The organism is Rhizobium sp. P28RR-XV (assembly GCF_012641385.1).
GTDB lineage: Bacteria > Pseudomonadota > Alphaproteobacteria > Rhizobiales > Rhizobiaceae > Rhizobium.
In genome coordinates, this window is the sequence record NZ_JABAIG010000002.1 from 459,078 (window position 1) to 480,789 (window position 21,712).

Here is a 21,712-nt window from a genome sequence, read left to right on the forward strand (position 1 = left end):
GATGTTCGACAATCTTGTCGTGGAACTCGGCCCCTGGAGCTGGTGGCTGTTCGGATTGGTGCTGCTCGCCGCCGAGCTGGTCCTGCCGGGTTTCTTCCTGGTGTGGGTCGGCCTGGCGGGCATCATCGTCGGCGCCTTGTCCCTGCTCTTCTGGGATAGCGCCTTCTGGGCCTGGCAGGTGCAGGGGCTCGTCTTCGCGGCCACGGCGGTGATCGTCACCCTGATTGGGCGACGCTATCTCTACAACAACAACCAGGTTACGGACGAGCCGTTCCTGAACCAGCGCGGCGCCAGCCTGGTTGGGCGCACGGCAACCCTCGACCAGCCGATCACCGAAGGCCGGGGACGCATTCGCTTGAACGATACGTATTGGACGGTCAGCGGGCCGGACTTGCCTATCGGCACCCGCGTCAAGGTCGTCGCCAGCAACGGCCGCGACCTCACGGTCGAACCCGTCTGATCAGGCGACACCGATCCGCAGTAGATCGTGGAAATGCACGATCCCGACCGGGTGGCGCGTATCGTCAATCACGATGAGCGCCGAAATATTGTGACGATTGAGCACGGCCATGGCGCTTGTGGCCAGCGTCGTTTCTTTGACGGTCTTCGGATTGCGGGTCATCACCTCGTCCACGCGCATTTCGGCAAGGCTGGTGCCGAGATTGCGGGCGATGTCGCCGTCGGTGACGATACCGCACAGGCAACCGTTGTCATCGATCACGCCGACACAGCCGAAGCGCATTCGCGAAAGGGTCATCGCCGCTTCCGGCATGCCGGTGCCGAGCTTGACCAGGGGCACACGATCGCCCTTGTGCATGATATCGGCGACATGCGACAGGCTCGCGCCCAGCTTGCCGCCCGGATGGAAGGTGCGGAAATCCTCGGCTGTGAAGCCCCTCGCTTCCAGCAGCGCCACGGTCAACGCATCGCCGATAGCGAGCTGCAGCAGCGTCGATGTCGTCGGCGCCAGCCCATGCGGGCAGGCTTCCTGCTCCTTCGGCAGCAGGAGGACCACGTCCGACTCGCGTGCAAGGGTGGAGGTCTCGCCTGATGTAATGGCGATCATCGGGATCGAGAAGCGGCGGGAATAGCTGATGATGCCGCGCAACTCCGCGCTTTCGCCACCCCAGGAGATCGCGATGATGACATCATCCTGCGTGATCATGCCGAGATCGCCGTGATTGGCCTCGACCGGATGCACGAAGAAAGCCGGGGTTCCGGTGGAGGCCAGGCTGGCGGCGAGCTTGTTGCCGATATGGCCGCTCTTGCCGACGCCGGTGATGACGACACGGCCGGTGATATCGCCGATGATCTCCACCGCGCGGCTGAAGGGCTCGGCCAGGCCATTGGTCAGCGCGCGTTCTAGCGCCTCCATGCCCCGCCTCTCGGTCTCGATCGTTCGTATGGCGGATTCGATCGCGCCGTTCTCGATGAGTCTTACAGCTCTCTTATTCATGAGGGAGGCCTAACGCTTTTCTCCAAATCTGTCCACAGAAGATCGACTTATGGCCATGGCGCCGGCCGCCATGCCATATCGATAATATTGCCGATCCGCATCCGCGCGCGGCCCTTTGGCAACCAAGCGTTAACCACGCGGCTTTACACTTGGGTAAGAATTTTAAGACATTTCCAGCAGGGTCAGACATAAATAAAATGAACATCGGCAAGGATAAGGCGGGTCATGATGCCCTCCGGCTGACGGCACGGGCGACCTCCGCCGTGCTCGGCTGGGGTATCGCATTCGCCGCGCCGATGTCGGTCTACGCGCAATCGCTCTCGCCCGGCCAGAACCTCGACGATACCCTGCCTGCATCGACATTGGCATCCCCGACTGATCCGACGACCACCTCCACAGGCGGTGCGCAAGCGGTCCAACCGACGAACCCGGCGTCCGCCGGCACGTCGAATAGCGACGCACCGCCGAACATGCGCCTCCGCCTTGACGGCGTCGATCCCATCACCACGGGCTCCACGCTCGATAACGACCTGCGCCGCGTCAACCTGGCGGAACCAACCGTCGACGGATTGAAGGCACGTCAGTATCCGGATCGCGCCGATGTCCAGGGCATACCGCTCGGCACCTTCACCCTGCGCCCTTCCGTCAATCAGTCGATCAATGTCGAGCGGGATCGCACCGGCTCCACTGAGAACAACCGCACTTTCCTGCAGACGGATCTGCGCAGCACCGTGACCTCGGATTGGGACCGTCATGCCCTGACCGTTACCGGCGAGGGCGTCTGGCAAAAGAATCTCAGCGGCACGAGTGAAGAAAAGCCGACCATCAACCTGAACGCCGACCTGCGGCTCGATCTCCCCGCCGATACCACCGCGCATATCACCGCCGGCTATCAGTTCTACCGCGAGGACACGAGCGACCCGAACGCGATCGCCGGCGCCTCGAAGCAATCGGCCGTCAACCAGTTTACAACAGGACTTTCGCTGGAACGCGACTTCGGCCTGCTGCGCGGCACGACGGCACTGGCACTGACGCGCACGGTCTATTCCGATGCCGTACTTTCCGACGGAACCAAGGTCACGCTCAGCGACCGCGACCAGACGGCCGGCACCTGGCGCGGGCGTATCGGCTACGAGCTCTCGCCCGCCATCATTCCCTTCGTGGAAGTCGATCTCGGCCGAGCTGTCTACGACCAGACCCGCGACAGCAACGGCTATGCCCGCTCGAACCAGAGCTATGGCGGCAAGGGTGGCGTCGAATTCGACCTCGGCGAAAAGTTCAAGGGCGAACTCGGCTTCGGCTATCAGCACACCCAATTCGACGATTCGCGCCTGGCGTCCGTGGACTCGCCGACGATCGACGGCAATCTCGCCTGGTCGCCGCAGCGCGGTACGGATATCAGCATCGGCCTTTCGACCACGGTCCAGCCCTCCACCACGGCCGGCCTCAGTGGCTATACCGCCTACCAGCTCACGAGCACCGTAAGCCGTCAGCTGCGCGACGACTTGACCGCCAAGGTGACGAGCGGAACGATCTGGCGCAACTATCCTTCCAACGGCAACGCCTCCGACGAAACCGAATACGGCACGGCTTTCGGCCTAACCTGGGGGATCAACCGCTACCTCGATCTGACCAGCAATATCGGCTATCAACTGACCACAAGAGATGTTGGCGACAGCACCCACCAACTCCAGGCCGGTGTCGGCCTGACGGTAAAGCGCTGACCCAGAGCATTTCCGCTTTTCTTCGAATCGCAAAAACGCTCCATCTTCTTATTTCCGAACGCATTCCGGACGGAAAACCGCTGCGCACTTTTCCTGGAAATGCTCCAAAGCTCCATTCCGGACCGTGAAGTTTTGTCAGCGCAAACGAAATGAGGCCCGGAAGACCGGGCCTCGATGCTTTGCCTGCGAAGATCGCAAGCGCCTATTTCAGGGCTTCGACCAGCGCCTTCAGCTCATTTTCTATGGTCGGGCGGATATCCGCGCGCGCCAGCGAGAAGGCGACGTTGGCGAGGATGAAGCCATCCTTTGCGCCGCAGTCGAAGGTCTGGCCCTCAAAGTGATAGCCGGCGAAATCCTGCGTCTGCGCGAGCTTCAGCATGCCGTCGGTCAGCTGGATCTCGTTGCCGGCGCCGCGCTCCTGGCTTTCAAGGATACGGAAAATCTCCGGCTGCAGGATATAGCGGCCGTTGATGAAGAAGTTGGACGGAGCCGTTCCCTTGGCCGGCTTTTCGACCATCTCGGTGATGCGGAAGCCGTTGCCGATCGTCTCGCCGACACCGACGATACCGTATTTATGGGTCTGATCCGGCGCGCATTCCTCGACGGCGATGACGTTGCCGCCGCTATGCTCGTAAAGCTCGATCATGCCCTTCATGCAGCCCTTTTCGCCGCGCATGACCATGTCGGGCAATAGCAGCGCGAAGGGTTCGTCGCCGACGATCTCGCGGGCGCACCAGACGGCGTGACCAAGGCCGAGCGGCTCCTGCTGACGCGTGAAGCTCGCCGTGCCTGCCTTCGGCAGCAGGCCGTTCAGCAGCGACAGTTCGGCATTCTTGTTGCGCTGGCGCAGCGTATGCTCGAGCTCGAACTGGATATCGAAATAATCTTCGATGACGTGCTTGCTGCGCCCCGTCACGAACACGAAATGCTCGATGCCCGCTTCCATCGCCTCGTCGACGACGTATTGGATCACAGGCTTGTCCACGACAGTCAGCATTTCCTTCGGCACCGCCTTGGTCGCCGGCAAGAACCGCGTCCCTAATCCGGCAACCGGAAATACCGCCTTACGCACCTTCTTATGCTGTCCCACTCATACCTCCTGGGCATTAAAATGCTGGCGCCAAGCCATTCGAAACGTCAGTAGATTAAATTTGCTACTGTTTTGCAAATAATGACTGGCCCTCACTTCCATGGTAAAGAATTTGTTGACTTCGTTCCTTTAGTGTCACGCTTGGGCGAACGCTATTTGCTTCGCCGCACCGAAATCCAACGCTTGATGGACCAGGCTGTAGATGACCGCAAACCGCAAACACTCCCTTCGTGGTCTCGCTTTGGCGCTCGCGCTCGGCGCCTTTGCGGGATTCTTCCCCGTTAACGCCAATGCCGACCCTGGGTTCCAGAAATGGATCGCGGGCTTCTACGCTACCGCTGCAAAGAGCGGCATTACACAATCGACCTATCGCGATGCATTTGCCGGCGTGACGGACCCAGACCCCACGGTCCTCGAAAAAGCGCAGTACCAACCGGAATTCAAGTCCCAAATCTGGGACTACCTCGACTCCCGTGTCAATCCCTATACCGTGGATATTGGCCGGAAGATGGCGGTCAAATACGCATCCACGCTGCGCGCGCTCGAGCAGCGCTTCGGCGTCGACAGAAACATCATGCTGGCGATCTGGTCGATGGAATCGAACTATGGCGCCGTGCTGGCCAAGAACGACCGGCTGCATTATGTACCCCGCGCGCTGGCGACGCTCGCCTATGCCGATCCCAAGCGGGCCAATTATGCCAAGAAGCAGCTCGTCGCCGCGCTGAAAATCCTGCAGAAGGGCGATATCTCGCGCAAGGAGCTGAACGGCTCCTGGGCCGGCGCCATGGGCCACACGCAATTCATCCCGAGCAGCTACCTGCTCTATGCCGTGGACGCCGACGGCAGCGGCCATCCAGACATCTGGAACTCCATTCCGGATGCCTTGGCGACCACGGCCAATCTGCTTGCCAAAAACGGCTGGGATACCGGGCGCACATGGGGCTATGAAGTTGTCGTACCGCCAGGCGGCAACTCACAGGCCGGCAAGACCCATACGATTGCGCAATGGGCCGCCCTCGGCTTCGTCCGTCCCAATGGCAAGGGTTTCCGCCAGACCTCCGACCGCGCCCAGCTGAAGATGCCGGGCGGCCCGGATGGCCCCGGTTTCCTGATGACCGGCAACTTCTTCACCGTCAAGCGCTACAACGCCTCCGACAGCTATGCACTGGCCGTCGGCTTGCTTGCGGATCAGATCGCCGGCTTTGGCGGCATGCAGCAATCCTGGCCGCGCCCGAGCGGTACGCTCGACGTCAAGCAGAAATTCGAGCTGCAGACGCGCCTGAAGGAGCTCGGCTATTATGACGGCGTCGTCGACGGCAATTTCGGATCGGGCTCCAAGGCTGCGATATCCGCCGTTCAGGAACGCATGGGCATGGATGCGGATGGCGAGCCCTCGATGGGCCTGCTGAAGGCATTGCGCAAGTAGGCCGCATAGAACGAATCCGCGATCGCCGGACGAGAAAATTGTCCTCATGCGACAGCGGGGCGTGAGCGGAAAAGAAGCTATGATAAAACGACCTGCCCGCGCGACCATGGCAACAATAAGGGTTGTCCTTACGGCATTTCTTGCGGCCGTCATCATGTTTGGCTGCCTGTCGAGCGCAGCCGAAGCGCAGGAGCGACCGCGCAGAAACCTGCTCGATATGCTGTTCGGCACCCGCGAGCCCGACTATCCCGATCAGTCCGCCGAGCAGCCGCCTCCACGGCGAAAGGTCCAGCCGCGCAAGCGGCCGACCCCGCCACCCCGCCAGGCGGTCGTGCAGCCGGAAACGCCGGCCCCGGCGGAAAAACTTACCGATGCCAAAACCATCCTCGTTGTCGGAGACTTCCTGGCAAGTGGCTTGGCGGCCGGACTGGAGGATGCTTTCTCCACCTCCCCCGGCGTCCTCATCCAGGCGCGCGGCAACGTCGCTTCCGGCCTCGTCCGGCAGGATTATTACAACTGGCCGCAGCAACTGCCCGGGATGATCGATCAGTTGAAGCCTGCCATGGTCGTCGTCATGATCGGCGCCAACGACCGCCAGCAAATGATCGGCGACGGGCTCAACGAAAAATATGGCACCGATCCGTGGTTCCTCGCCTACGAAGAGCGCGTGCAGCAATTCGCCAAGCTGGTGACGAGCCGGCATATCCCGCTGCTCTGGGTAGGGCTGCCCTCTTTCGGATCGGACCAGTTGAGCGCCGGTGCGGTCAAACTCAATCAGATCTACCAGAGCCAGATGACCAGCGTCGGCGGCGAGTTCATCGACATATGGGACGGATTTACCGACCAGAACGGCGAGTTCATCGTCACCGGCTCCGACATGAACGGCCAGCAGGTTCGATTGAGAACGGCAGATGGCGTCAACCTGACGGTGGCCGGCAAGCGCAAGGTCGCCTTCTATGTCGAGAAGCCGGCGCGCCGGATATTGGGAGATCAGGCGAGCCCAGACATCACCCGCCTCGACACGGGCAATCCGCTGCCGGCACAGCAAGCGAACCTGCCCGCAACGGAGATGGAAAAAATAACCCGGACGCAGCCGATAAGCCTTTCCGATCCCGATCTCGACGGCGGCTCGCAGCTTCTAGGCGGCGCACCCGCTCCCGCCGTGACGACGCCCTCGCCACGCGATCTGCTTGTCGACAAGGGCCGAATGGATCCGGCGCCGGCCGGCCGCGTGGACGACTACCGGTTGCCTGGATCGGTGGCGCGATAGATGCGCGGGAGCGGTTTGACAAGCTCGCAGGCCGCCAATAGAAGAACCGCATGAGCACGAACAGCGCAGATCATATCGATCGTAACCGCACCTGCCCGCAGGCTGTGGTTTTGCGCGCTTTCTCCGGCCGAGGTCTCGGCGTCCAGTCGTGACGGCCGGAGCGATCAGCATGTCCGGCGGCTGCTGGACGTAAAGCCCTCGCCTCAAAACATCAACGTTGCCCATGGAGAATGGCACGTGCTCAATATCTATAACGTCAATTCGCTCGTTCATTGGGAAGAGCGGGACATCAAGTTGCGCGACGACTTCATCCGGTTCTTTTCCGATGAGGTCGCACGATTTCTGCGATCCGAAAACCAAGCCTGGGATATCCGCAGGGTCGAGGCGCCGACCCTCATGCCTCGAAGCCTCGTCTCGGATGCCTATTCCAACTCAGACATATGGGTGCAGGAGCTGGTATCGAAGACCGAGGCCGAACTTGTGCTTCGGCCCGAAACGACACCGTCGACCTATGTCTATATGCAGCACCTTCTCAGAAATCATTCGAGAACGCGGTTGCCCCTATGCGTCTGGCAGGCCGGAAAATCCTATCGCCGCGAACAGGACCAGCCGAGCAAGCATGTGCGCCTCAAGGAATTCTGGCAGCTTGAATTCCAATGCGCGTTTGCCGCCGACAGCGGCAATGATTATCACAGCGCCTCGCTGGAACCGGTCCGCCGGATGATCGCTTCCGTGATCCATCTGCCGACGCGGATCGTGCCGTCCGATCGCCTCCCGGCCTATTCGGAGATCACCATGGATATCGAGGTCGACAACGGCGACAAATGGATGGAGGTCTGCTCGATTTCGAGACGCACGGACTTTCCACAGCGCTACCGCAGTCAGCCGAAGAAGGGACCGGCTGCAGACCACGACGTCGCAGTGCTGGAAATCGCCATCGGTCTCGACCGCTGCGTCTACAACTGGAATATCGCCGCAAACCGATGAAAACAAAGGAGGCCGGGTTCATCGCGAACCCGGCCTCGGATAGTTTGCACCAAGATGGCAGCGAAACTTAGTTCGGCAGAACCGTCGAGCCCATCAAGGCCTCGTCGATGGCGCGGGCGGCCTGGCGGCCCTCGCGGATGGCCCAGACCACCAGCGACTGGCCACGGCGAACGTCGCCGGCGGTCCAGAGCTTGTCGACCGAGGTCTTGTAGTTCTTGTCGTCGGCCACGACATTGGTCGAGCCGCGCCTGTCGGTGTTGAGCGTCAGCTTGCCGTCGAGTTCCTTGAGCACGCTGTCGGTGAACGGGCCGCGGAAACCGATGGCGATGAAGGCGAGATCGGCGCGGATGACGAATTCCGTGCCGGCGATCGGCTTGCGGCGCTCATCGACTTCGCAGCATTTCACGCCCGTCAGCACGCCGTCTTCGCCGATGAACTCCAGCGTCGCGACCTGAAATTCACGAACCGCACCTTCGGCCTGGGAGGAAGAGGTGCGCATCTTCGTCGCCCAGAACGGCCATACGGCGAGCTTGTCTTCCTTCTCCGGCGGCTGCGGACGAATGTCGAGCTGCGTCACCTTCACGGCGCCCTGGCGGAATGCCGTGCCGACGCAGTCCGACGCCGTATCGCCACCGCCGACGACGACGATATGCTTGCCACCGGCCAGGATCGGATCGGCGGGCCAGCCGGCGCTGTCGATGTTTTCGCGGCCGACGCGGCGGTTCTGCTGCACGAGATAGGGCATGGCATCATGGACGCCGGCCAGCTCGACGCCGGGGATGCCGGCTTCGCGCGGGGTTTCCGAGCCACCGCAATAGAGCACGGCATCATAGTCTGCCAGAAGCTGCTCGACTTTGATGTCGACGCCGACATTGACGCTGCAATGGAAGGTGACGCCCTCGCCCTTCATCTGCTCGACGCGGCGGTCGATGAAGTTCTTCTCCATCTTGAAATCCGGGATGCCGTAGCGCAGCAGGCCGCCCGGCTTGCTTTCGCGCTCATAGAGATGAACCTCGTGCCCGGCGCGGCCGAGCTGCTGGGCGGCCGCCATGCCGGCGGGGCCGGAACCGATGACGGCGACCTTCTTGCCCGTATGGACTGTTGCCGGCTGCGGGCGGATGAAGCCGAGCTCATAGGCCTTGTCGGCAATCGCCTGCTCGACGGTCTTGATGGCGACGGGCGCGTCTTCCAGGTTCAGCGTGCAGGCCTCCTCGCAGGGTGCGGGGCAGACGCGGCCGGTGAATTCCGGGAAGTTGTTGGTCGAATGCAGGTTGTGGATCGCCTGTTCCCAATTGTTGTTGTAAACGAGGTCGTTCCAATCGGGGATCTGGTTGTGCACCGGGCAGCCGGTCGGGCCGTGGCAATAGGGAATGCCACAATCCATGCAGCGCGCTGCCTGTTTCTGCACTTCCTGGTCCGACATGGGGATCGTGAATTCACGGAAATGCCGGATGCGATCCGACGCCGGCTGATACTTCGCCACCTGCCGGTCGATTTCCAAGAAGCCTGTTACCTTGCCCATGCTTTCGTTTCCTCACTCTAAAAGAGGAGCTCATGGCTCCCGTGCCCGAGGGTCATCCAAGTTTCCCTGTCCGGCACTTTAATTCAAATCCGATTCCGCCGTTCGACAGTCGCGATCGCCATGGCGGCGACAGCAATGCGAGGCGAAACCCTCGACTGGCTTTGAGCCGGGGCGGATTACTCCGCCGCCACGCTCATCCGGCTGCGCTCCATTTCCTCAAGGGCGCGACGGTATTCGACCGGCATGACCTTGCGGAATTTCGGGCGGTAGTCGGCCCAGTGATCGAGGATATTCTTGCCCCGCGTCGAGCCCGTATAGTGGACGTGGTTCGAAATCAGCTGGAAGAGACGCTCTTCGTCATGCCGCGTCATGTCATCGGAGACGTCGACGCGTCCCTTGTGCATGATGTCGCCGCCGTGATGATGCAGCTTCTCCAGGAGCTCGTCCTCTTCGGGAACCGGTTCCAGTTCGACCATGGCCATGTTGCAGCGGCGGGCGAAATCGCCCTTCTCGTCGAGCACATAGGCTACGCCGCCCGACATGCCGGCCGCGAAGTTGCGCCCGGTTTCGCCGAGCACGACGACGACGCCGCCGGTCATGTATTCGCAGCCATGGTCGCCGACGCCTTCGACGACGGTGATCGCGCCGGAGTTTCTGACCGCGAACCGCTCACCCGCGACACCGCGGAAGTAGCACTCGCCCTCGGTTGCGCCATAGAGCACGGTGTTGCCGACAATGATCGAGTTCTCGGCAACGATCTTCGAATTCTCCGGCGGACGGATGATGATGCGGCCCCCCGAAAGGCTCTTGCCGACATAGTCGTTGCCATCGCCGATGAGGTTGAAGGTCACGCCGCGCGCCAGAAACGCGCCGAAGGACTGACCGGCGGTGCCTCTAAGCGTGACGTTGATCGTGTCGTCCTTCAGGCCGCGATGGCCGTAGCGCTTGGCGACCGCGCCCGACAGCATGGCACCGGCGGATCGGTCGACGTTCCTGATGTCGACCTCGAAGGCAACCGGCGTCTTGGAGGCGAGCGCCGGCTCGGCCTTTTCGATCATCTTGCGGTCGAGAATATCGTCGATCGGATGCTTCTGCACCGTCGTCCAATAGGTCTCCTCCTTCGGAGCATCGACCTTGTGGAAGATGCGGCTGAAGTCGAGGCCCCTGGCTTTCCAGTGAGCGAGCATATCGTCTTTTTCCAGAAGCTCGGAAGCGCCGATGATGTCGTCCAGCTTGGCAACGCCGAGCGAGGCGAGGATCTCGCGCACTTCCTCGGCGACGAAGAAGAAGTAGTTGATGACATGCTCCGGCGCGCCCTTGAAGCGCTTGCGCAGGACCGGATCCTGGGTGGCGACGCCAACCGGACAGGTGTTGAGGTGGCACTTGCGCATCATGATGCAGCCAGCCGCGATCAGCGGCGCGGTGGCGAAGCCAAATTCGTCGGCGCCAAGCAGCGCGCCGACGATGACGTCGCGGCCGGTCTTCAGACCGCCATCCACCTGCAGGGCAATACGCGAACGCAGCCCGTTCAGGACAAGCGTCTGCTGGGTCTCGGCAAGGCCGATTTCCCAAGGCGAGCCCGCATGCTTCAGCGAGGTCAGCGGCGAAGCGCCGGTGCCGCCATCATAGCCCGAGACGGTGATGTGATCGGCGCGCGCCTTGGCGACGCCGGCGGCAACCGTGCCAACGCCGACTTCCGAGACGAGCTTGACCGACACATCCGAGGTCGGGTTGACGTTCTTCAGGTCGAAGATGAGCTGCGCCAGATCTTCGATGGAGTAGATGTCATGGTGCGGCGGCGGCGAGATCAGGCCGACGCCCGGCGTCGAATGCCGGGTCTTGGCAACCGTGGCATCGACCTTGTGGCCGGGCAGCTGGCCGCCCTCGCCGGGCTTGGCACCCTGTGCCACCTTGATCTGCAGCACATCGGCATTGACCAGATATTCGGTCGTCACGCCGAAGCGGCCGGAGGCGATCTGCTTGATGGCGGAACGTTCCGGGTTCGGCGAGCCGTCGAAGAGCGGCATGTAGCGGTCGGACTCTTCGCCGCCTTCACCGGTGTTCGACTTGCCGCCGATGCGGTTCATGGCGATGGCCAGCGTCGTATGCGCCTCGCGGCTGATGGAGCCGAAGGACATGGCGCCCGTCGAGAAGCGCTTGACGATATCGGCGGCCGGTTCGACCTCGTCGATCGAGATCGGCTTGCGGCCGAGCGCTTCCGCGCCCTTGATCTTGAAGAGGCCGCGGATGGTGTTCATCCGGAGCGTCGACTCATTGACCATTTCGGAGAATTCGCGGTAGCGGTCCTCGGCATTGCCGCGCACAGCATGCTGCAGGGCAGCCACGGCATCCGGCGTCCAGGCGTGGCTTTCGCCGCGCATGCGGTAGGCATATTCGCCGCCGATGTCGAGCGTGCTTGCCAGCAGCGGATCGCGCCCGAAAGCAGCCTTATGGCGGGAGACGGTTTCCTCGGCGATCGTTTCGAGGCCGATGCCCTCGATCATGGTCGCCGTGCCGAAGAAGTACTGGTCGACCAGCTCCTGCTGCAGGCCGATCGCATCGAAGATCTGCGCGCCGCAATAGGACTGATAGGTCGAGATGCCCATCTTCGACATGACCTTGAGGATGCCTTTGCCGACAGCCTTGATGTAGCGGTAAACGACCTCGGTCGCGTCCACTTCCTTCGGGAATTCGCCGCGCTGATGCATGTCGAGCAGCGTGTCGAAGGCGAGGTAGGGGTTGATCGCTTCCGCACCATAGCCGGCCAGCAGGCAGAAATGATGCACTTCGCGCGGCTCGCCGGTCTCGACGACGATGCCGACGGAGGTGCGCAGACCCTTGCGGATCAGGTGATGGTGGACGGCCGCGGTCGCCAGCAGCGCCGGGATCGCGATACGGTCCGGGCCGATCTGGCGGTCGGAAAGCACGATGATGTTGTAGCCGCCGCGAACGGCCGCTTCCGCCCGCTCGCAGAGACGATCGAGCATCTCGGGCATGCCTTCGGCGCCACGTTCGACATCATAGGTGAAGTCGAGCGTCTTGGTGTCGAAGCGATCCTCGGTGTGACCGATCGAGCGGATCTTTTCGAGATCGCCGTTGGTCAGGATCGGCTGGCGGACTTCCAGGCGCTTGGCGTTGGCCATGCCGGTATGATCGAGCAGGTTCGGGCGCGGGCCGATGAAGGAGACGAGGCTCATGACAAGCTCCTCGCGGATCGGGTCGATCGGCGGGTTCGTCACCTGCGCGAAGTTCTGCTTGAAATAGGTGTAAAGCAGCTTCGGCTTGTCGGACATGGCCGAGATCGGCGTATCCGTACCCATGGAGCCGACGGCCTCCTGCCCCGTCGTCGCCATCGGCGACATCAGCAGCTTGGTGTCCTCCGTCGTGTAGCCGAAGGCCTGCTGGCGGTCGAGCAGCGACACGTCGCGACGCAGCGCCCGCGGCTCCACCGGCTTCAGGTCTTCGAGGATCAGCTGCGTACGGCTCAGCCAGCTGCGATAGGGATGCTTGGTCGCGAGTTCGGACTTCACCTCGTCGTCGGAGACGATGCAGCCCTTCTCCATGTCGATCAGCAGCATCTTGCCCGGCTGCAGGCGCCACTTCTGGATGATCTTCTCTTCTTCGACCGGCAGAACACCCGCCTCGGAGGCCATGATGATGCGGTCGTCGTTGGTGACGAGGTAGCGGGCCGGACGCAGGCCGTTACGGTCGAGCGTCGCGCCGATCTGCTTGCCATCGGTGAAGGCGACGGCGGCCGGGCCATCCCACGGCTCCATCAGGGCGGCGTGATATTCGTAGAATGCCTTGCGTTCGGCAGCCATCAGCTGGTTGCCGGCCCATGCCTCGGGGATGAGCATCATCATGGCATGCGCCATGGAATAGCCGCCGCGCACGAGGAATTCGAGCGCGTTGTCGAAACATGCCGTGTCCGACTGTCCCTCATAGGAAATCGGCCAGAGCTTGGAGATATCGTCGCCGAACAGCGGCGAAGAGACCGATGCCTGGCGGGCAGCCATCCAGTTGACGTTGCCGCGCAGGGTGTTGATTTCGCCGTTGTGCGCGACCATACGGTAGGGATGCGCGAGCTTCCACGACGGGAAGGTATTGGTCGAGAAACGCTGGTGCACCAGAGCGACAGCCGTCTCGAAACGCGGGTCGGACAGGTCCTTGTAATAGGCGCCGACCTGATAGGCCAGGAACATGCCCTTGTAGACGATGGTCGAGCTCGACAGCGATACGGGGTAGAAGCTGCTCTCCTCGCCCTCATATTCCGCATAGATGCGGTTGGAGATCACCTTGCGCAGGGTAAAGAGGCGGCGCTCGAACTCCTCGTTCGTGCCGGCATCGCGGCCGGCGCCGATGAAGACCTGCACGTGATGCGGCTCCGTGGCGGCAATGTCAGGCGCCTTCGACAGCGAGGAATTATCGACCGGCACGTCGCGGAAGCCGAGCAGCACCTGGCCTTCTTCGGCAACGACCTGCGTGATGGCGGTCTTGAAGTGCTCGATCAGCGCCTCTTCGCGTGGCAGGAAGAAATGACCGACGCCATATTCGCCCGCCTTCGGCAGGACGACGCCCTGCTTGGCCATCTCCTCGCGGAAGAAGCGGTCGGGAATCTGCACGAGAATGCCCGCGCCGTCACCCATCAGCGGATCGGCGCCGACGGCACCGCGATGCGTCAGATTTTCCAGAATGAACAAGCCGTCGCGCACGATCTGGTGCGACTTCTGGCCCTTCATGTGCGCGACGAAGCCGACGCCACAGGCGTCATGCTCGTTGCGCGGATCATAGAGGCCCTGCTTCGGCGGGATGCCGACCGACGGCAAACGATCGGCGCGTTTCGACGTTTTGGCCGTAGCGGCAGCGTTCACTGCAGCGGTCTGGTCAAAACTCGTGGACGTCGTCCTGTTCGTCATCGTCTTCCCTCCGGTAAGGCCCGCGTCGCGGGCGCTCCTTCGTCCCGCGCGGTCCGTTTCCGGGGCCGACGCGCGACAGCGCTGTTGCATTATGAAGATCCGGCCGCGACCCGTGACCCCGCGAGTGGAGCCCGTCGTCAGCGTTCCGCGCCTTGCTATTCCACCGCCGCATTGCCCGCCGCCTGAAAGGCTTGAAAGGGCATGCTCCGGATAACTATAGCTCGAAATCCCGACATCGTCAGGACCCTCTAGCGCATCTTCGGCCTCGGCGGCCAAAATAGGACAGCAACCCTGTCCTAATTCATCAGCTCTATGCCAGAAAGCGAACGCCTTCGCAAGAGCAAAATGGCAAAATTTCCTCAATGAAAGACGGAAGATTGCCAATGCCGCATAAATCAAGCAATAAAGTTTCGCTGCAGCGCATCATTTTATTTGTTGATTGCGTAGATCAATTTCTGTGATGCATTCTTCAAATTCATACTCTTGATAGGTTTTTGCATTGGCGTAAGGTCCCGCCGAGCCTATTTAACCTTCCCGCAATTCAATCCTTCAACTGGTGCATTTCCATGTTCTTTGCTTCCGATAACTGGGCCGGCGCCCATTCCAAGATCGCGCAACGCCTGCTCGCCGAGTCGGGAGGCTTTGCGACCGCATACGGCCTGAGCGACCTGGATCAGCACGTCGAGGCCAGGTTCGCCGAAATCTTCGAGCGCGAAGTCGCCGTCTTCTTCGTCGCGACCGGCTCCGCCGCCAATTCATTGTCGCTTGCCAGCGTCCAGAAGCCCGGTGGCATCACCTTCTGCCACAGCGAGGCGCATGTTGCCGAGGACGAATGCGGTTCGCCGGACTTTTTCAGCAGCGCGCGCCTGGCAACAGTCAAGGGTAATGTCGGCAAGATCGACCCAAAGGCCCTTGCCGCGAAAATTGCCCGCTTCCCGCAGGATGCCGTCCATCATGGCCGCGCCGCCGCCGTGACGATCACTCAGGCAACGGAGATCGGCACGGTCTATTCGCTCGACGAGATCGATGCCATCGCCGCCGTCGCCAAGGCGGACCGCTTGCCGCTGCACATGGATGGCGCGCGTTTTGCCAATGCCCTGGTCGCGCTCGGCGCCAGCCCGGCTGAGATGACCTGGAAGCGCGGCGTCGACATCCTCTCCTTCGGCGGCACCAAGAATGGCTGCTGGTGCGCCGAGGCGATCGTCGTCTTCGATCCCGAGAAGGCAAAGGAGATGCACTTCATCCGCAAGCGCGCCGCCCAGCTGTTCTCCAAGTCGCGTTTCATCGCCGCCCAGTTCGACGGTTATTTCCAGGATGGTCTCTGGCTCGATCTGGCCCGCCATTCCAACGGCATGGCCGATCGTCTGCGCGCCGGCATCGAAAGGGCACGGGGCGCCCGCCTCGCCTGGCCGACCGTTTCGAACGAGGTTTTCGCGGTCATACCGAAATCCTCCGCCAGGGCAGCCGAGGACAAGGGGGCGAAGTTCTACGAATGGCCGATCCCGGAATCGCAGCCGGATCTCGTCAACAATGATGAAACCCTGATCCGCCTCGTGACGAGCTTCGCCACGACCGAGGCCGATGTTGGGAACTTCCTCGCCTGCCTGGCCTGACCCACATAAAAAGAGCGCCGGAGCCGGGTTAGAGCCGGACGGCGCTCAAAATGGCGACAACGAGGGTTAGTTTTGATTCCGATGGGCGAACATTGCAAAGTTCGATAAATCATCGCGATCGGACGCGGGCTTATGATGAACGATCATCGTCATTGCCACGACGCAGGCTACAAGTCCGGAAATGAAGATGGCACCATATATCAACGAGACGGATATCCTCCCCTAGTTCACCCATCGCCACCTAAGATAGCAGCGGAAGCTGACTTTGAGCTGAATCTTGGGCGTCGCAAGGCGCGGCGCATGAAAGAAAAACGGCAGCCGGCAAAGGAAATCCCGGAAAACTCCCCGCGCTATCAGCATGATCCGCATTGCTTTTATCGCGAGGCCGCGGGCGGTATCGTTCTCAGTTCGATCTCGGGCCTCGGACCTTTGTCAGTATGTCTTCAGACAACGCGTTGATGAGGAGTTGATTGGCGCCCTTGCGTGGCACCAGCACGAATTCGACATCCTCCAGCGCCGGCAGCCAGCCCGGCGCAATTTCGCTCAGGCCGGCGGGTGCCATGCTCTGCGGCTGGACGAGAACGCCCATGCCCGCCCGGGCAGCAGCCGTCAGCCCGCTGAGGCTGCCGCAGGTACAGACGATTCGCCATGGCACCTGCTGCCGGCGTAGTGCCTCCAGCGCCACCGCGCGGGTGACGCTGGGCGCGGGAAAGGCAATCAATGGCAAGGGTGCCGCAAGCCTGCGAATGCGCTCGGGATCGCGCGCCAGCCAGACCAGCGGTTCGCGATAGACGAGCTTGCCCCTCGCATCGCCGAGCCGGCGCTTGGCAAGCACCAGATCGAGATCGCCATTGTCCTGCATTTCATAGAGCGTGCCGCTGAGTGCGACCGTCAGTTCGAGATCGACGGACGGATGCGAACGCACGAACTCCTCCAGCACGTCCGGGAGCTGGCTGGTGACGAAATCCTCGGAAACGCCAAGCCGTAGATTGCCGCGCAGGCTGTTGCCGGCAAAAAGCTGCCGCACCTCTCCTTCAATCGACAGCATCTGACGTGCATGTCCGAGCAACGCCTCACCGTCATCGGTCAAAACGACGCGATGGGTGTCCCGCGCCAGCAATTTGCGTCCGATCTCCGTTTCCAGCCGCTGTATATGCTGGCTGACCGTCGATTGCCCGAGACCGAGCCGCTCCGCCGCCAGCGTGAAGCTGCCCATCTGCTCGACAGCCACGAAACTGCGCAACTGGGTGAGATCTAGCATCGCGCTTATCCTATGTCACGATAACTGTTATTCCTTGCATCGTGGATCAGGATAGGTCTATCTGCAAGGGTTATCATTAAGACTTGTAACTGCGATTTTGGGGTAGGCAGATGCGCCGCTTTCTTCCAGACACCTTCACCATGCTGTTGGTGCTCACCGTTCTGACGGCATCTTTCTTTCCGGTGCAGGGCGCAAGCGCTCACTATTTCGGCATCGCCACCAACTTCGCCATCGGCCTGCTGTTTTTCCTGCACGGCGCGCGCTTGTCGCGCGATGTCGTCATTGCCGGCCTGCTGCACTGGCGGCTGCATCTCGTGATCCTGTTGACGACCTTCGGCATCTTCCCGCTGCTGGTGCTTGCCATGGGTCACATCGTCCCGAACAGCATCCTGCCCGTATCGCTCTATACCGGCATGCTGTTCCTGAGCGTGCTGCCCTCGACGGTGCAATCCTCCATCGCCTTCACGTCGATCGCCGGCGGCAACGTGCCGGCGGCGATCTGCGCCGCTTCGGCCTCGAACATCTTCGGCATGTTCCTGACGCCGCTGCTCGTCGGCATCCTGTTTTCGGTCGGCGGCCAGGGTGGTTTTTCCTGGGATGTCCTGTGGCAGATCATGCTGCAGCTGCTCGCCCCCTTCATCGCCGGCCAGGTGCTGCAGCCATGGATCGGCGACTGGATCCGCTCGAAGAAGAAGATCCTGATGCCGGTCGATCGCGGCTCGATCCTGATGGTCGTCTACTCGGCCTTCAGCGAGGCCGTGGTCGAGGGTCTCTGGCACACCTTCTCGGTGATCGATATCGCGACCGTGATCGTCGCCAATATGGTGCTGCTGGCGATGGTAATCTGCATCACCATGTTCGGCAGCCGCGCCCTCGGTTTTGAAAAGGCTGACGAGATCACCATTACCTTCTGCGGCTCGAAGAAGTCGCTGGCAAGCGGCGTGCCGATGGCCAACGTCATTTTCGCCGGCCAGGGCATCGGCGCCATCGTGCTGCCCCTCATGCTGTTCCATCAGATTCAGCTGATGACTTGCGCCGTGCTTGCCCAGAAATATGCCGATGCGGCCAAACGCCGTGAAGCGGCAAAAGCGGCGGCAAAGCCGCCGGGCGAAGCAACCAACGCCGCCTGAGAGATCCGGCCGATCCGCCAAAACAAACGCGGCGCCCATCCGGACGCCGCTCTTGTTTTGATCTTGGGAGGATCAGGATCAATGGCGATCAGGAGCCGCCATCGATCGCTATTTTCTTAGTTTACATGTGCCTCGATGGCCTTGGCGGTGTCCACCGTCTCGGCCGCGATGGAGATACGGCGGGGCTTCATGGCTTCCGGAATGTTGCGCAGCAGATCGATGTGCAGCAAACCATTCTTCAGGGAAGCAGCTTGAACCTCGACATGATCGGCAAGCTGGAAACGGCGCTCGAAGGCACGCTTGGCGATACCCCGATAGAGATATTCGCTGGCTTCAGCCGGCTCTTCGCTCTTCTCGCCCTTAACCTGAAGGACGTGGGCGTGAGCCTCGATGCTCAGTTCCTTTTCATCGAAACCGGCAACGGCCATGGTGATGCGATAGGTGTTTTCACCGGTGCGCTCGATGTTGTAGGGCGGATAGGTCTGTGCCTGATCCGGCTGGGCAAGGCTGTCGAGCATGGTGAACAGACGGTCGAAACCGACGGTGGAACGATAAAGGGGAGAGAAGTCTACGTGACGCATGGAGTCCTCCTGTGAGCGACAATTGCGATTTCAAGTTTTGCCCCACGGCCCCACTCAGGGCGGCCTCGGGACGGTTCTGCGAGCCCGTTTGGCACCCGCAGAAAAGAGATGGGGATCGCTTTTGCGGAGTTCAAGACCCCTGCGCGGTTCGGGAAATTCCTAGGAAAACCCTGCGTGAACCGCAGATGAACGCATGGTTCGGAACCCATTCAGGCAGGCGGACCTATCTTCAAATTATCGGAAGACCATCGTCCGATGACTGAAGTGTATCGTCCCTTCTTCTTCAGTCCTTGCTCGGCCGGCGAAGCGGATCTCTCTATCTCCGCAAGCCGGCCTTTTTTCTTTCAGGCACCCAAGCAATTCCAGAAAAAGTGTGAGGCTGATTTCCGTCCGGAATTGCGTCAAAGCACACAGCTACCGCAGCAATTTCAGCGAGCCGGTCAGCGACTTCACCCATTTCGAAGGCCCCGCCAGCCCTAGGCCGTCGATCGTCTCGCCGGCGAGGTCGCGATCGGGAAACGTCGCCTCATATTCCCTGTAATCGTGCAGCGAGCGGGCAAAGGCAGGAAACGGAACGATCGCGCGGTCGTTTTCCACCGGCAAGGTCTTCAACAACAGAGATCGTATGGTTTCCGCATCCGCCTGCAGTATCGGAACGGGCATGTTCGAGCTGATGTCGATGGTACGCGCCTCCCTGTCGGTCAATTGCCTGGCCGCGAGCGCGGGAAACTTTGCGCCCAACCCGATCGAGATGGCGCCGGCGGTGTTGGCGATCAGCCCGAGCGGCAGGTTCGGATTGACGACGATGGCAAGACGAATATCGGGAAGCATGAAGACCTGGTGTGCTGTTGATGATGACATTTCCTTGCAGGATATCTCCGATATGGTGGATAATCTTGCCTATCATTGTCGGCTGCACGGCAATTATGGTAGACCTTACCTAAATTATGCAGCACCGAGGTCAAGTATGCCGGAACCCCTCGAACCCATCGATCTGCGGATCCTCGGAGCGCTCCAGAGGGATGGGCGCCTGACGAATCAAGCGCTTTCCTCCGAAGTCGGGCTCTCGACGTCGCCATGCTGGCGGCGCGTGCGCCAGCTGGAGGAAACAGGCGTGATCCAGGGTTATGCGGCAACCCTGGACAGACGCCGGATCGGCCTCGGCGTTCTCGCCTTCATCAGGGTGAAGATCGACAGCCACAGCGAGGCGGAGGCCGAGGAATTCTCGCGCGATGTCCTGAAGCTGAGCGAAGTCGTGGCCTGTTACAGCATCGCCGGCGACGCGGATTTCCTGTTGCAAGTAGTCGCGACCGATCTCGACAGCTATGCGGATTTCGCCATGGCGGTGGTTCGCCGGTTGCCGCGCATCAAGGAAATGCAGACGACCTTCGTGCTCAAGGAAATCAAACCTTTCAAGGGCCTTCCGCTTGAGGTCGGGCAGCGATAACACATAGCGCTTGGCTGCTGGGCATACCCTGCGAGCCCTTTACGTTTGGATCGAAGCCATCCTATTCTAGGCGATACTATTCTAGGTAAGTGGCAGCCCACCCCGGGGTATTGAATGTCGGCGCTTCCTTTTTCGAAGATTTCCGCATCGCTGAACGCGGTGCTCGCTGCAATCGGTCTGTTGACCGTGGCGGCGCTCACGACGCCTGATATAACTGGACAGACCAGGCTCATCCTGCACGTTCTGTTCGCCGGCATCTGGGCTGCCTACGGTCTACAACTGATCGAGACACTGAGGGCGCAGCGGACGAAAGACGTTCGCGGCAGCGCACCGGAAATCGCCGTCGACGTACTGGCTGTTTTAGTCCCTCTGGCCGCCTTCTTTCTCGTTAGCGGCCGCGACCAAAGCCTCTATTGTGCTATATGGCTCTTAAAGCCGCTGCGCGGCTCGACCTTCTTCCGGCTGCTGGGCAGGGTCCTCACCAAGGAAGCGCGCAACCTGATCGGCGTCACCTCGATCTTCGGCATCGTCCTGTTCGGCGCGGCGCTCGTAGCCTATATCATCGAGCGCGACGTCCAGCCTGACAAGTTCGGCAGCATTCCGCTAGCGATGTGGTGGGCGGTCGTGACGCTGTCGACCACGGGCTACGGCGACGAGATTCCGCAAAGTTTCGCCGGCCGCGTCCTTGCCGGGCTAGTCATGATGAGCGGAATCGGCATCTTTGCGCTCTGGGCCGGCATCCTCGCCACCGGCTTCTACGAAGAAGTTCGTCGCCAGGATTTTGTGCGCAATTGGCAGCTGGTTGCCGCGGTGCCGCTGTTCCAGAAGCTTGGTTCGGCCGCGCTCATCGAGATCGTTAGAGCGCTGAGACCGCGTGTCGTGCCGGCCGGCGGCATCATCTGCCGCAAGGGCGAGGCCGGTGACCAGATGTACTTCATCGTCGAGGGCCGCGTCAGCGTCGCCACGCCGAACCCTGTGGAGCTCGGCTCCGGCAGCTTCTTCGGCGAGATGGCGCTGATCAGCGGCGAACCCCGCTCGGCGACCGTCAGCGCAACAACGGAAGTCTCGCTGCTGTCGCTCTATTCGTCGGATTTTCAGATGCTGTCGAGCAGCAGCCCGGAGATCGCCGATATCATCCGCAAGACCGCGCTCGAACGGCGTGGTGCAACTCCGAAGACCTGATGCGCACGATCTTCGTGTTGAAGGAGATCAAGCCTTTCAAGGGCCTCACCCTCGAGGTCGAATAGCACTCGGCAGGCGAAACGCGGCTTTCGCGTCACCCCGCGCGC

Annotated in this window: 16 protein-coding genes; 9 read left to right on the plus strand and 7 right to left on the minus strand. The window is 61.4% G+C overall.

Going from position 1 to position 21,712, the window contains the following annotated elements; genetic code table 11:
• Window position 1: 1 nt before the first annotated feature.
• On the plus strand, window positions 2–460 hold the full coding sequence (locus tag HGP12_RS05885) for an NfeD family protein (protein WP_168838172.1): 459 nt from the start codon (window positions 2–4) through the stop codon (window positions 458–460).
• Here HGP12_RS05885 and HGP12_RS05890 read toward each other — a convergent pair whose 3' ends face one another.
• Window positions 461–1,456, minus strand: coding sequence for an SIS domain-containing protein (locus HGP12_RS05890; protein ID WP_168838171.1), 996 nt, complete (start codon window positions 1,454–1,456; stop codon window positions 461–463).
• Window positions 1,457–1,653: 197 nt separating this feature from the next.
• On the opposite strand from HGP12_RS05890, the gene HGP12_RS05895 reads away from it, so the two are divergent.
• Window positions 1,654–3,180, plus strand: a complete 1,527-nt coding sequence (locus HGP12_RS05895) for an outer membrane beta-barrel protein (protein WP_168838170.1) — start codon at window positions 1,654–1,656, stop codon at window positions 3,178–3,180.
• A gap of 202 nt (window positions 3,181–3,382) precedes the next feature.
• Here HGP12_RS05895 and galU read toward each other — a convergent pair whose 3' ends face one another.
• Entirely contained in the window at window positions 3,383–4,270 is an 888-nt protein-coding gene (gene galU, locus HGP12_RS05900) for a UTP--glucose-1-phosphate uridylyltransferase GalU (protein ID WP_168838169.1), read from the minus strand.
• Between the two features lie 202 nt (window positions 4,271–4,472).
• Here galU and HGP12_RS05905 point away from each other — a divergent pair, with 202 nt between their 5' ends.
• From HGP12_RS05905 to HGP12_RS05915, 3 genes are all read left to right on the plus strand, one after another.
• Entirely contained in the window at window positions 4,473–5,696 is a 1,224-nt protein-coding gene (locus HGP12_RS05905; RefSeq protein ID WP_168838168.1) for a lytic murein transglycosylase, read from the plus strand.
• A gap of 79 nt (window positions 5,697–5,775) precedes the next feature.
• The gene (locus tag HGP12_RS05910) at window positions 5,776–6,966 is read left to right on the plus strand and encodes a DUF459 domain-containing protein (protein ID WP_168838167.1); all 1,191 of its coding nucleotides are present in this window, start codon (window positions 5,776–5,778) and stop codon (window positions 6,964–6,966) included.
• A gap of 237 nt (window positions 6,967–7,203) precedes the next feature.
• On the plus strand, window positions 7,204–7,953 hold the full coding sequence (locus tag HGP12_RS05915; RefSeq protein ID WP_168838166.1) for an aminoacyl--tRNA ligase-related protein: 750 nt from the start codon (window positions 7,204–7,206) through the stop codon (window positions 7,951–7,953).
• A 67-nt stretch (window positions 7,954–8,020) separates the two neighbouring features.
• Here the strand turns inward: HGP12_RS05915 and HGP12_RS05920 are convergent, their stop codons facing one another.
• Window positions 8,021–9,475, minus strand: a complete 1,455-nt coding sequence (locus tag HGP12_RS05920) for a glutamate synthase subunit beta (RefSeq protein WP_168838165.1) — start codon at window positions 9,473–9,475, stop codon at window positions 8,021–8,023.
• 176 nt (window positions 9,476–9,651) lie between these two features.
• Window positions 9,652–14,391, minus strand: coding sequence for a glutamate synthase large subunit (gltB, locus tag HGP12_RS05925; RefSeq protein WP_168838164.1), 4,740 nt, complete (start codon window positions 14,389–14,391; stop codon window positions 9,652–9,654).
• A 566-nt stretch (window positions 14,392–14,957) separates the two neighbouring features.
• On the opposite strand from gltB, the gene HGP12_RS05930 reads away from it, so the two are divergent.
• Complete coding sequence (locus HGP12_RS05930; RefSeq protein ID WP_168838163.1) at window positions 14,958–16,004, plus strand: low specificity L-threonine aldolase; 1,047 nt, start codon at window positions 14,958–14,960, stop codon at window positions 16,002–16,004.
• Between the two features lie 403 nt (window positions 16,005–16,407).
• Here the strand turns inward: HGP12_RS05930 and HGP12_RS05935 are convergent, their stop codons facing one another.
• On the minus strand, window positions 16,408–17,265 hold the full coding sequence (locus HGP12_RS05935) for a LysR substrate-binding domain-containing protein (protein WP_168838162.1): 858 nt from the start codon (window positions 17,263–17,265) through the stop codon (window positions 16,408–16,410).
• 110 nt (window positions 17,266–17,375) lie between these two features.
• On the opposite strand from HGP12_RS05935, the gene HGP12_RS05940 reads away from it, so the two are divergent.
• Window positions 17,376–18,395 carry a bile acid:sodium symporter family protein gene (locus HGP12_RS05940; protein ID WP_168838161.1) on the plus strand — a complete coding sequence of 340 codons (1,020 nt, stop codon included), beginning with the start codon at window positions 17,376–17,378 and terminating at the stop codon, window positions 18,393–18,395.
• Window positions 18,396–18,511: 116 nt separating this feature from the next.
• Here HGP12_RS05940 and HGP12_RS05945 read toward each other — a convergent pair whose 3' ends face one another.
• Window positions 18,512–18,976 (minus strand): Hsp20 family protein, encoded by a 465-nt coding sequence (locus HGP12_RS05945; RefSeq protein WP_168838160.1) that lies wholly within the window; start codon window positions 18,974–18,976, stop codon window positions 18,512–18,514.
• A gap of 414 nt (window positions 18,977–19,390) precedes the next feature.
• Complete coding sequence (locus HGP12_RS05950; RefSeq protein WP_168838584.1) at window positions 19,391–19,807, minus strand: DUF2000 domain-containing protein; 417 nt, start codon at window positions 19,805–19,807, stop codon at window positions 19,391–19,393.
• Between the two features lie 136 nt (window positions 19,808–19,943).
• On the opposite strand from HGP12_RS05950, the gene HGP12_RS05955 reads away from it, so the two are divergent.
• The gene (locus HGP12_RS05955; protein WP_168838159.1) at window positions 19,944–20,423 is read left to right on the plus strand and encodes an Lrp/AsnC family transcriptional regulator; all 480 of its coding nucleotides are present in this window, start codon (window positions 19,944–19,946) and stop codon (window positions 20,421–20,423) included.
• Between the two features lie 114 nt (window positions 20,424–20,537).
• Entirely contained in the window at window positions 20,538–21,605 is a 1,068-nt protein-coding gene (locus HGP12_RS05960) for a cyclic nucleotide-gated ion channel (RefSeq protein ID WP_168878686.1), read from the plus strand.
• Window positions 21,606–21,712 lie beyond the last annotated feature (107 nt).